The following is a 12115-nucleotide window of genomic DNA, read 5'->3' on the forward strand; positions in this document are numbered from 1 at the left end:
CTGCAAGACTTTTTCTTCTAACCAGCGTACAGCGTAGGCTGACGCTCAGAAGTGATACTTCAAGGGGATTCAAATGCAAGCATTTTACGACCTTAGAATTGCCACGAAACTCATTCTTGGCTTCATTGCTGTTTTATTACTCACCTGCTTTCTCGGCATTTTCTCCATAGTTCAACTCACCAGCTTAAATCGAGCGACGGATGAAATCGGGAATGATTTGATGCCTAGCTCCATCAGTGGCATGGGCATGAAAGAAAGCGTTTCACGCATGCGCTCACAAGAAGCGCAACTCGCTACAGCGGAAAACGCCGAAGAAGTGAAGAAGTACCATGACCGTACGAATGAAGCGATTGAAGCCTTTCGTAAGAATCACACTGCATTTCTAAAAAATGCTGATACGCCAGACGATAAGAAAGCATTAGATGAGTTGCTAACGGCATTCAATGATTACGCGTTGATTTCAAACAAAATCGCCAACTTGGCCAAAGAATCAAAAACCCAAGAGGCAGTTGCTCTGCTACGTACAGAATCGTCGAGTAGCAATAAGAAAATGCGCGGCATGCTGGACAAGATTGTTGACGCCCAAATCGTCGCAGGTCAAAAAGCAGCGAACAATAGTCACGAGCTATTTTTGACCGCACGCAAGATGATCATCATCGCCATACTAATTAGCATAGCAATTGGCTTTTTCATGGCCATTTGGTTAGCGAAAATTGTTTCTACTCCGCTCAAAAGCGCAGTCGACTTGGCGCAATCGATTGCCGCGGGCGACCTGACTCGCAATGTAGAACCAGAGAGCACTTGCGAGACAGGGCAATTGATCCGTGCATTGGGAGAAATGAATACTAGCCTTTTGACTGTCGTCTCAGAAGTGCGTGCTGGTACAGAGCAAATTAACGGCGCGGCGACTGAAATTGCAAGCGGTAATCTGGATTTATCCAGCCGCACTGAGGAACAAGCCAGCTCCTTAGAAGAGACCGCATCGTCGATGGAAGAAATTACAGCGACCGTCAAACACAACAGCGAAAACGCACGACAAGCCAATGTTCTGTCACAAACAGCCACCTCGATTGCCGAAAAAGGCGGTAGCGTCGTCTCCGAGGTCGTTTCCACGATGACCTCGATTAACGAGTCGTCGAAAAAGATTGTCGACATTATTAGCGTGATTGATGGGATTGCTTTCCAAACCAATATCCTTGCCCTAAATGCAGCAGTTGAAGCAGCACGTGCTGGCGAACAGGGCCGCGGCTTTGCCGTGGTCGCATCGGAAGTCCGTAGCCTGGCACAACGCTCCGCCAGTGCCGCAAAAGAAATCAAAGAACTGATCAATGACTCCGTAGAAAAAGTAGGGCAAGGAACGCGCTTGGTTGATAGTGCAGGTACGACCATGCAAGAGGTCGTAGAAAGTGTCAAACGTGTCAGCGATATCATCAGTGAAATCACTGCCGCTGGACAAGAGCAAAGCAGTGGCATCGACCAAATTAATCAAGCCATCATGCAGATGGATAGCGTTACCCAACAAAATACCGCCTTGGTGGAAGAAGCGGCAGCAGCTTCTGCGACTTTGCAAGAACAAGCGGCTAATTTGGTACAAGTGGTGAGCGTCTTCAAAATCGACCAGACCAGCAGCTATAGCGCGCCCAAACCAACACCAAGGGCAGTACCTAAGAACACAACGAAAGTAACGACACGGAAAGCCCAGACACAACCTGCTCGATTAAAAGCAGAACCAGTGAAAAAAACTGAGAGCGCTGATTCATGGGAAGAATTTTAGAGCGCGCTAACATTCAGTTCTCACGCTGTTAGAACAATATAATTAACGCAATACTTGGCCATCATTTCTGCGACAACAGGATGATGGCGTTTTTATATGTCTACTAGGGTCTGTTGACCTATATTTTAGGCAAGCGTTTCACTCAAAACGCAGGATGGCAAGGCGCATCTCGCCGCTGCGGCTGGCCGCCCCAGCAAGAGATGCAACGCTGTCCATCGTGCGTTTTGAGTGAAACCCTCCGGGAATGGCTCAAATGGGCACATGGCGTTGTTGCAATCTGCTTATAGTGCATGGTGTTCAAACCCGCTACCGCGCAGCTTGCGGTGTAGTCAGGGTTTCGTGCAGCATGCTGCACGCTGACGTAACGAAGTTCCCTTACAAGGGAACTTTCCCATAGCAATAGCCTAGCCCTGTGCCCATTTGCGCGCATTCGCTTGCCTAAAATATAGGTCAACAGACCCTAATTTCTTTGCAAGCCGTTGCGATCTCGCACAGTCTTGTAGGTATTCCATTCTAATGACTTTTTTCCGATTGACTTTTAAAGTCGCATGTTGAATAGTACGGTCGTTCGATTATTTTCTTAGATGCAGTGTTATTGTCATTAGTTTCACGACCAAAAGACTGCTATCAATGAAAAATGATAAGCACTAGTGAGAGCTAATAGGCGCTAGTGAGAATCAATGAGAACATATAGAAACCCGTGCAAGCAGTTTCAACCAGTGGCCAGCAGTAACAACCGGAAAAACATTTGTATTCATGAATATCACGTCGAAGTTTATGCGTAAGGGTGAACTTACCCGCGCAGCGATATTAGAAACGGCTCTAGAGTCCGCCAGTCGTCATGGGCTAGAAGGCCTGACGATAGGTTTGCTGGCCGAACAAATGAATATGAGCAAATCTGGTGTCTTCGCCCATTTTGGTTCACGTGAAGATCTCCAGATCGCTGTACTGAAGCTGTACCACCATTTATTTGAACAAGAAGTTTTTTATCCTAGTATGAAAGAAGCGCGTGGCCTGCCCCGTTTGCGTTCTATGTTTGCGCTGTGGGTACAAAGAGTCACACGGGAAATTGCTTCGGGTTGTATTTATATCAGCGGTGCCACTGAATACGATGATCGTCAGGGATCAATACGCGACGAACTAGTCGGTATGGTCAACGCATGGCAAGGTGCCTTGTTACGTGCCACCGTCCAAGCGCAGGAATTTAAACATCTGCAAGCCGATGTCGATCCTGAGCAAATCGTGTATGAAATGTATGGCTTAATTTTGGCCTTACACCACGACGCAAGATTCTTAAAGAAGTCTGGCAGCGTGAGTCGCGCCGAGACCGGTTTTGAACGAATGATTCAATCTTATGCGCCTCTCAAGACGGCGGCATAAAGCAAGACAGATTTAGTGACATATTTTCAGTTTTTAAAACCTAGTTAAAATTTATTTAGTCCAGAGGAGAAAATCATGGGTCAATACATCGCTCCATTACGTGATATGCAATTCGTTTTACATGAATTGTTGGGAGTAGAAGCGGCACTCAAAGAATTGCCTAAGTACGCCGAAATTGATGCCGATATCATCAATCAAGTGATGGAAGAAGGCGGTAAATTTTGCTCAGAAGTGATTTTCCCTATCAATCACTCCGGTGATCGCGAAGGCTGCCACCATGACAAAACCACGCATACGGTGACCACGCCAAAAGGTTTCAAAGAAGCCTACAAACAGTACGTAGAAGCAGGCTGGCCTGCACTCTCTTGCGACCCGGAATACGGCGGCCAAGGTTTGCCACTGGTGATGAACAACTCCATGTACGAAATGATGAACTCCGGTAATCAGGCGTGGACCATGTACCCAGGTTTGTCGCACGGTGCCTACGAATGTTTGCATGAGCACGGTACTCCAGAACAAAAAGCACTGTACTTACCGAAACTGACTTCCGGCGAATGGACAGGCACCATGTGCTTAACCGAGCCACACTGCGGTACTGATCTCGGCATGTTGCGTTCTAAAGCCGAACCACAAGGCGACGGCACTTACAAAATCACTGGCGCAAAAATCTTTATCTCTGCGGGCGAACATGACTGCGCAGAAAACATTATTCACTTGGTGTTGGCGCGTTTGCCAGATGCACCTGAAGGTTCTAAAGGTATTTCTTTGTTCCTGGTACCGAAGTTCATGCCGAATGCAGATGGCAGCATCGGTGCACGCAATCCAATCTTCTGCGGCGCGATTGAAGAAAAAATGGGTATCCATGGCAACTCCACTTGCCAGATGAATTTAGATGGCGCAATTGGTACTTTGATTGGTCAGCCACACAAAGGTTTGAACGCGATGTTCGTGTTCATGAATGCCGCTCGTTTGGGCGTTGGTATGCAAGGTTTGGGCTTGACTGAAGTTGCTTACCAAAATGCGCTGATCTACGCGAAAGATCGTATCCAAATGCGTAGCTTGTCGGGTCCAAAAGCACCAGACAAACCAGCCGATCCTATCATCGTGCATGCGGATGTACGTCGTATGTTGTTGACGGCAAAAGCCTGGGCTGAAGGTGGTCGTGCTTTCTGTTCCTATGTTGCGTTGCAACTCGACAAAGAACTGAATCACCCAGACGAAGAAGTCCGTAAAGAATGTGCAGACGAAGTCGCTTTGTTGACACCGATCATCAAAGCCTTCATCACCGACAATGCGTGGACAGCCACATCAGAATGCTTACAAGTATTCGGCGGCCACGGTTATATCGCCGAATGGGGCATGGAACAATATGTACGCGATGCCCGCATCAACATGATCTATGAAGGCACGAACACTGTGCAATCTTTGGATTTGTTAGGTCGCAAAATTTTGCAAGACAACGGCGCAAAACTGCGTAAATTCGGCGCGAAAGTACAAGCTTTCGTTGAAGAAAACGGTACCGATGAAGCGATGTCAGAATTCATCACACCATTGGCAGAACTCGGCGACAAAGTCACTAAACTGACGATGGAAATTGGTATGAAGGCCTTCCAAAATCCTGATGAAGTCGGTGCAGCAGCTGTACCATACCTGCGCGTTGCTGGCCATTTGGTGTACAGCTACTTCTTCGCACAAATGGCGAAGATCGCGTTGGCAAAACAAGATTCTGGCGACACTTTCTACAAAGCGAAATTAGCGACTATCCGTTTCTACTTTGCGCGTTTGTATCCAGAGACAGCTATGTGCATCCGTCAGGCACGTTCTGGTTCTGCGAATTTATTGTCGTTGGAAGCTGATTTGTTTTAAGAAATGTAATACATGCCCAATAACCTGCGAGCTGGGAGGAAATCCCCTCCCCTTCAAGGGGAGGGCTAGGGTGGGGATGGGTTTTGGTGAAGATATCTGTGCTGTTTTTCAACCGAAACCCATCCCCATCCCAACCTTCCCCTTGAAGGGGAAGGAGTTAAAACCTCGCCCTACCTAACCAACTGAATTTTATTAAAAGGTACGTCAATGCCTAATTTCATCGTCAAAAAAGTCGCCGTGCTCGGCGCTGGTGTGATGGGAGCGCAAATTGCTGCGCACTGTGTCAATGCCAAAGTTCCTGTCGTTTTATTCGACTTGCCAGCTAAAGAAGGTCCGAAAAACGGCATCGTTCTCAAAGCGATCGAGAATCTTAAAAAACTCAACCCAGCACCACTCGGTGACAAAGACGATGCGGCACTGATCGAAGTCGCCAACTACGAAGACAATCTCGATGTCTTAGCTGGCTGCGATTTGATCATCGAAGCGATTGCAGAACGTATGGATTGGAAACACGATCTGTACAAAAAAGTTGCGCCGCACATCGCGCCAAATGCGATCTTCGCTTCTAACACTTCAGGTTTATCAATCACTGCCTTGTCCGAAGGTTTTGATGACGAATTGAAAGCGCGCTTCTGTGGCGTCCATTTCTTCAATCCACCACGCTATATGCATTTGGTGGAATTAATTCCTACCGCAGCAACGCGTTCAGACATCCTCGATCAACTCGAAGGCTTCCTGACCACGACTTTGGGTAAAGGCGTAGTCCACGCGAAAGATACGCCAAACTTCATCGCGAATCGCGTTGGTATCTTCGGTATGTTGGCAACCATCTATCAAGCAGAACAATTTGGCTTGAGCGTCGATGTCGTTGATGATTTGACTGGCAAAAAACTCGGTCGTGCTTCCTCTGGTACTTTCCGTACTGCTGACGTAGTTGGCCTCGACACCATGGCGCACGTGATCAAAACTATGCAAGACAACTTGCAAGATGATCCTTTCTTCGCGGTCTACAAAACACCAGAAGTCTTGGCGAAACTAGTCGCTGCGGGCACGCTCGGTCAAAAGTCTGGCGCAGGTTTCTACAAAAAAATCGGTAAAGATATTCAACGTTTGGATTTCGCTAGCGGCACTTATGTTGCCGGCGGCGCAAAGGCAGACGACTTGGTTGGCCGCATCTTGAAAGAAAAAGATCCTGTCAAGAAAATGAAATCTTTGCGCGAATCGACTAACAAACAAGCGCAATTCTTGTGGTCTATCTTCCGTGACGCTTTCCATTACATCGCGATTCATGGCGCGACGATTGCCGACAATGCGCGCGATATCGATTTCGCGATGCGTTGGGGCTTTGGCTGGAATGTCGGTCCATTCGAAACATGGCAAGCATCTGGCTGGCAGCAAGTCGCAACTTGGGTCAAAGAAGATATCGAAGCAGGTAAAGCACTGTGCGCAACACCATTGCCAGCTTGGGTATTTGAAGGCCCAGTCGCCGACAAAGCGGGTGTGCATACGCCAGAAGGTTCATGGTCTATCGGTCGCAATACTTTCGCACCGCGTTCAAGTTTGGCGGTGTATGAGCGTCAAGCATTCCGCGCTCCAGTCATGGGCGCTGGTGCAGAAACCGGCGCAACGGCTGGCGTGACTTTCTTCGAAGATGAATCGGTACGTATCTGGCATCAAAACGATGACGTTTTGATCCTGTCCTTCAAAACCAAGATGCACGTAATTGGTCCAGGCGTGGTCGCTGGTATGGAAAAAGCGATTGCCGAAGCTGAGAAAAACTTCAAAGGCTTGGTGATCTGGCATGCAGACGCGGCTGAAGGCGGTGCTTTCTCTGCGGGTGCAGATTTGCAAGCGATGTTGCCATTATTTATGTCTGGTGGCGTAAAAGCGATTGAACCAGCGATCTCCCAATTACAAAACGCGCATCAGGCTTTGAAATACGCGAATGTTCCAGTGGTGGCTGCTGTCGCAGGTCTGGCGCTCGGCGGTGGTTGCGAGCTGATGATGCACGCAGCAAAACGTGTGGCAGCATTGGAATCGTATATTGGTCTGGTCGAAGTCGGTGTCGGCCTAGTTCCAGGCGGTGGCGGTTTGAAAGAAGCCGCAGTACGCGCAGCTAAAGATGCAAAAGGTACTGACTTGCTGCAATTCTTGAAAAACTACTTCACGAATGCAGCGACAGCGAATGTGTCTAAGTCAGCCTTAGAAGCACAGAAGATGGGTTACCTCGATCAAAACGACGTGATCATTTTCAATGCCTATGAATTATTACATGTAGCCAAAGTCGAAGCCCGTGCGATGTTTGATGCCGGCTATCGTCCAGCAATGCGCAAGTTGGTGCCAGTCACAGGTCGTCATGGTATCGCGACTATCGGTGCGCAATTAATCAATATGCGTGACGGCGGTTTCATCTCTGCGCATGATTTCAAACTCGGCAAGATGATTGCTGAAGTCGTTTGCGGTGGCGACATCGACAATGGCAGCATGGTCAGCGAACAATGGTTGCTCGACATGGAGCGCAAGGCGTTTATGGAATTGTTGAATCATCCAAAAACCCAAGAGCGCATCATGGGCATGATGCAAACCGGCAAACCAGTTAGAAACTAATCGAGGACACGACAATGACTACTCAATTACAAGACGCTTACATCGTCGCGGCAACTCGTTCCCCTATCGGTAAATCGGGTCGCGGTATGTTCCGCAACACACGCCCAGATGACTTGCTGGTCGGTGTATTGAAATCCGCTTTGGCACAAGTGCCGAATCTTGATCCTAAGCTGATCGAAGACGCCATCGTTGGCTGTTCTTTCCCAGAAGGTGCACAAGGCTTGAATCTGGCGCGTATGAGCATTCTGTTGGCAGGCTTGCCAAATACCATAGGCGGGGTAACGATCAATCGTTACTGCGCCTCTGGTATCACAGCAGTCGCTATGGCGGCAGATCGCATCCGTGTGGGCCAAGCTGACGTGATGATCGCCGCTGGTGTGGAATCCATGTCCATGGTACCGATGATGGGTAGCAATCCATCGATGAACATGGCGATCCTGAAAGACGAAAACGCCGGTATCGCTTACGGCATGGGTTTAACCGCAGAAAAAGTGGCAACGCAATGGAAAGTCAGCCGCGAAGCACAAGATGCTTTCGCACTGCAATCACACCAACGCGCTTTAGCAGCACAAGCAGCTGGCTACTTCGACGCTGAAACCACACCGTTTGAAATCATTGACCGTGTACCAAATTTGGTCACAGGTGAAATTGAACTCAAAACCCGCACAGTGAATCGTGATGAAGGTGCGCGCCCAGATACATCACTCGAAGGTTTAGCAAAACTGAAAGCCGTATTCGCTGCTAAAGGTTCTGTGACTGCCGGTAATAGTTCACAAACTTCGGACGGTGCTGGTGCTTTGATCTTGGTCAGCGAAAAAATCTTGAAGCAATTCAACCTGACACCACTCGCACGTTTCGCCTCTTTCGCAGTCCGTGGTGTGCCACCAGAAATCATGGGTATAGGCCCTAAAGAAGCAATTCCAGCGGCATGTAAAGCTGCGGGCATCACACAAGACCAAATCGACTGGTTTGAATTGAATGAAGCGTTTGCTGCGCAGTCTTTGGCAGTGGTGCAAGACCTCGGTCTCGATCCAGCTAAAGTCAATCCTATGGGTGGTGCGATTGCATTAGGTCACCCACTTGGCGCGACAGGTGCGATTCGTTCTGCCACCACGATTCATGCCATGCAACGCAATAAGTTAAAGTACGGCATGGTGACGATGTGCGTCGGGACGGGTATGGGAGCAGCAGGTATTTTTGAACGCATGTAGTCATTGCCCGCATAAATCCAATTCTAGGGCGCCGCAGGGTGTTGAAGTTGTAAATGCGATGCTCGCAATATTGACATATTGCTGTGCTTCGCGCCTACTGCGGCATCCCTATAATTGAATTTCTGTGAGCAATTTTTCGTTCTCAAAAAACTCTCAACACAGAATTTTAGTTTTGAGCAAATTTGTAGGGCGGGTGTAACCCGCGCTGCTCAGGCGCTCGATGGGCTGGCGGCGCGGATTGCACCCGCCCTACGAGACTGCTAATATTTTTTCGCTTTTAAGACATCTCAACACCAATAAACAATTAGGGAAAAAATGGAAATCCTCACCACCATCAACGACGGCATTTTAACCATCAACTTCAACCGTCCAGAAAAGAAAAACGCTATTACCTTTGGCATGTATGAAGCGATGGCGAATGCGATTAATGCGTCGAATGAGGATAAAAATGTCAGTGTGATTTTGATTACTGGCAAACCAGAAATTTTCACGGCAGGTAATGATCTCGAAGATTTTATGAAACATGCTGGCAGCTTGGCATCAAGCGAGATGCCGCCAGTGTATCAATTTATGCATGCTTTAAACGATGCACAAAAGCCGGTTATCGCTGCGGTTGCTGGTGGTGCGGTCGGTATTGGCACGACACTATTAATGCATTGCGATATGGTTTATGCCGCCGACAATGCGAAATTCTCGCTGCCTTTTGCGCAACTCGGTCTTTGCCCAGAATTTGCTTCTAGCATGCTGTTCCAGCAAATCGTTGGCTATCAACGTGCTGCAGAAAAACTCCTGTTGGGGGAAGCCTTCCTCGCACAAGAAGCTTTTGAAATGGGCTTCATCAATAAAGTATTACCGCTTGAAGAATTATTGCCGTATGCAGAAAAACAAGCAGCAAAAATCGCCGCATTGCCAGCGAAATCTATACGCCTGACTAAGAGCTTGATGAAGGCAAATCAGCCACAAGCGATACGCGAAAAAATGAACGAAGAAAACGCTCATTTCGGCGCGATGCTATCGCAACCCGAAGCGCGTGAAGCGATGATGGCATTCTTCCAAAAGCGCAAGCCGGACTTTAAGCAATTCAATTAATTTGCTAAAAATAGATTTTTGTCGCTAAGGACATCAGTAAGATAAAAAAAAAAGAAGTCTGTTTTTAAACTTCTTTTTTTTACATCCTAAGTTTTAGATTCAGTATCCTGCCAAGGTACAAGCGCAAACCACTCCACCAAAAAATCAAGCAAGGCTCTTACTGCAGGTGATAAGTGTTTGCGCGAAGGATATAGCGCGTAAATCGACATTTCTGGCAAACGCCACTCGGGCAAGACTTGTTGCAAACGGCCATCGCGTAAATACGGGTTAGCCAAGAAAGTCGGTTGCAAAGCGATACCGCCACCTGCAAGACAACCTTGTAATAAGGTGGTCGCTTCATTTGCACTGAAATAGCCGCCTATGCTGACTTGTGCACTCTCTTCACCTCGACTCAGCTTCCAAATGCTCTTACCAAAATTCGCATAGCTGACACAACGGTGCGTCGTTAAATCAGCAGGCATTTGCGGAATTCCATGACTTGCCAAATAAGCGGGAGATGCCACTAAGACTGAACTACACGGTGCCAGAATACGGCCAATCAAAATCGGATCGGGCGCCGCGCTAATCCGTATCGCCAGATCAATTCTAGCTTCGACCAGATTCAGAGCACTTTCACTGGCGTTCAAATCGATCTTCAGTTGTGGATGCAAGCGCAAAAAATCTACGATTGCTGCCGCCAGTTGCGCATAACAAAGCGACACACTACAAGTGAGACGAAGTTGCCCGCGCAATTCACCATCATGCTCACTGGTTTCTTCTTCCACATTCTCCATCAGCGCTAACATTTGCTGGCAACGGCGCAAACAATTTTCACCCGCATCGGTCAGGGTCACACTACGCGTGGTGCGCTGTAACAGCCGCGCCGCCAGCCAACGTTCCATCTCTCCCACATAGCGTGTCACCATGGCGCGTGACATGTCTAATTTGTCGGCTGTTGCACTAAAGCTGCCACTGGTGGCGACTTCAACAAAAACTTGCATTGCAGTTAATCTATCCATTTTTTTGCTTATTTAATTATTATTTGCTCTATTTAAGAAACAGTTATGCGCATTTTAAGCGGTTTATCTGCGCGATATTAGCAACTATAGTTCAATCCAACGCAACTTTGCGTATTTTTTATCAGACCACGGAGCTCATCATGAACTTAATTAAAAACGCAATTACCAGCACAATCGCAACGACACTCGCCATCACATTTGGCACAGCACAAGCCGCTCAAGCTGCCCCATTGACCGTGAAAATCTATAACGCTGGAAACGGAAGCTTTAATGTCAACTCCACGCTTATCTATGGCGAGAAAGAAGCGATGGTGATAGATGCTGGCTTTACTCGCGCAGATGCCTTGCGCATCGCCGCCAACGTGCTCGATAGCGGTAAACAACTGAGCATCATCTATGTTAGCCAGGCCGATCCTGATTACTACTTTGGCGTAGAAACCTTGAAAGAATTCTTCCCGCAAGCGCAAGTTGTGACGACACCTGCGGTACTCGAAAAACTCAGCGCGAAGATGGCAGGAAAAGTGGCGTTCTGGGGTCCTAAAATGGGCTTAAATGCACCACGCGCACCGATCACGCCACAAGCATTAAGTGGCAATACCATCAAACTAGAAGGGCAAACGATTGAGATACATGGCACCACCGGTGCCTTGGCGCACCGCCCTTACGCATGGATACCCTCAATCAAAACCATCGTTGGCAATATCGCCGTCTTCGGCAATATGCATGTATGGACAGCAGACACACAAAGCAGCGCAGAGCGTGCGGCATGGATAGCACAACTCGATGAAATGGCCGCCTTAAAACCAGAGCTGGTGGTACCCGGCCACATGAGTGCAGGTACACAAGTCGATGTCAGTGCCATCAGTTTTACGAAAAATTACTTGCTGACGTTTGAAAAAAATCTCAGCGCAAACAAAGACAGCACGACGCTGATCAAGGCAATGAAACAGTCTTACCCACAATTGACCGAAGGTGGTTTGTCATTGGATATCGGTGCCAAAGTCAACACAGGCGAGATGAAGTGGTAATCACGCAAGGCTAAAAACTTAGTCTCACCGTAAATTGGCATAATAGTCCGGTGGAGTTTGCCGGACTATTGTTGTTTAGAGCCAAAACGATCATTCTCAGCTGCAAATTCCTCGTCATCCCGGCTACCTCCACATTTTCTCCATCAATTCTGACTATGCTTC

The 12115-nt window shown here is 48.0% G+C and carries 8 protein-coding genes; 7 read left to right on the plus strand and 1 reads right to left on the minus strand.

The features are described 5' to 3' along the window. Positions 1-73 precede the first annotated feature (73 nt). The 6 genes from H8K55_RS22005 (at position 74) to H8K55_RS02500 (ending at position 9927) form a co-directional block, all read left to right on the plus strand. Positions 74-1774, plus strand: coding sequence for a methyl-accepting chemotaxis protein (locus tag H8K55_RS22005; RefSeq protein ID WP_186940443.1), 1701 nt, complete (start codon positions 74-76; stop codon positions 1772-1774). Positions 1775-2551: 777 nt separating this feature from the next. Continuing rightward, positions 2552-3154 carry a TetR/AcrR family transcriptional regulator gene (locus H8K55_RS02480; RefSeq protein ID WP_186940643.1) on the plus strand — a complete coding sequence of 201 codons (603 nt, stop codon included), beginning with the start codon at positions 2552-2554 and terminating at the stop codon, positions 3152-3154. A gap of 75 nt (positions 3155-3229) precedes the next feature. Next, positions 3230-5020 carry an acyl-CoA dehydrogenase C-terminal domain-containing protein gene (locus H8K55_RS02485; RefSeq protein WP_186940444.1) on the plus strand — a complete coding sequence of 597 codons (1791 nt, stop codon included), beginning with the start codon at positions 3230-3232 and terminating at the stop codon, positions 5018-5020. Positions 5021-5227: 207 nt separating this feature from the next. Next, complete coding sequence (locus H8K55_RS02490; RefSeq protein ID WP_186940445.1) at positions 5228-7627, plus strand: 3-hydroxyacyl-CoA dehydrogenase NAD-binding domain-containing protein; 2400 nt, start codon at positions 5228-5230, stop codon at positions 7625-7627. Positions 7628-7641: 14 nt separating this feature from the next. Beyond that, positions 7642-8838: an acetyl-CoA C-acyltransferase gene (locus H8K55_RS02495; protein WP_186940446.1), complete on the plus strand. Its 1197-nt coding sequence runs from the start codon at positions 7642-7644 to the stop codon at positions 8836-8838. Between the two features lie 315 nt (positions 8839-9153). Further along, positions 9154-9927, plus strand: coding sequence for an enoyl-CoA hydratase (locus H8K55_RS02500; protein ID WP_186940447.1), 774 nt, complete (start codon positions 9154-9156; stop codon positions 9925-9927). Positions 9928-10013: 86 nt separating this feature from the next. On the opposite strand, the gene H8K55_RS02505 is transcribed toward H8K55_RS02500, so the two are convergent. Beyond that, positions 10014-10925: a LysR family transcriptional regulator gene (locus H8K55_RS02505; RefSeq protein WP_186940448.1), complete on the minus strand. Its 912-nt coding sequence runs from the start codon at positions 10923-10925 to the stop codon at positions 10014-10016. Between the two features lie 140 nt (positions 10926-11065). Between H8K55_RS02505 and H8K55_RS02510 the strand changes: the two genes are divergently transcribed. After that, complete coding sequence (locus H8K55_RS02510) at positions 11066-11953, plus strand: MBL fold metallo-hydrolase (protein ID WP_186940449.1); 888 nt, start codon at positions 11066-11068, stop codon at positions 11951-11953. The last annotated feature ends 162 nt before the right edge of the window (positions 11954-12115 follow it).

The organism is Affinundibacterium flavidum (assembly GCF_014284175.1).
Classification (GTDB): domain Bacteria; phylum Pseudomonadota; class Gammaproteobacteria; order Burkholderiales; family Burkholderiaceae_D; genus Undibacterium; species Undibacterium flavidum.

What these genes read in the sequence shown, in the direction of transcription:
- H8K55_RS22005 (WP_186940443.1), top strand. Translation starts at nt 74, where the DNA reads ATGCAAGCATTTTACGACCTTAGAATTGCCACGAAACTCATTCTTGGC.
- H8K55_RS02480 (WP_186940643.1), top strand. Translation starts at nt 2,552, where the DNA reads ATGCGTAAGGGTGAACTTACCCGCGCAGCGATATTAGAAACGGCTCTA.
- H8K55_RS02485 (WP_186940444.1), top strand. Translation starts at nt 3,230, where the DNA reads ATGGGTCAATACATCGCTCCATTACGTGATATGCAATTCGTTTTACAT.
- H8K55_RS02490 (WP_186940445.1), top strand. Translation starts at nt 5,228, where the DNA reads ATGCCTAATTTCATCGTCAAAAAAGTCGCCGTGCTCGGCGCTGGTGTG.
- H8K55_RS02495 (WP_186940446.1), top strand. Translation starts at nt 7,642, where the DNA reads ATGACTACTCAATTACAAGACGCTTACATCGTCGCGGCAACTCGTTCC.
- H8K55_RS02500 (WP_186940447.1), top strand. Translation starts at nt 9,154, where the DNA reads ATGGAAATCCTCACCACCATCAACGACGGCATTTTAACCATCAACTTC.
- H8K55_RS02505 (WP_186940448.1), bottom strand. Translation starts at nt 10,925, where the DNA reads ATGGATAGATTAACTGCAATGCAAGTTTTTGTTGAAGTCGCCACCAGT.
- H8K55_RS02510 (WP_186940449.1), top strand. Translation starts at nt 11,066, where the DNA reads ATGAACTTAATTAAAAACGCAATTACCAGCACAATCGCAACGACACTC.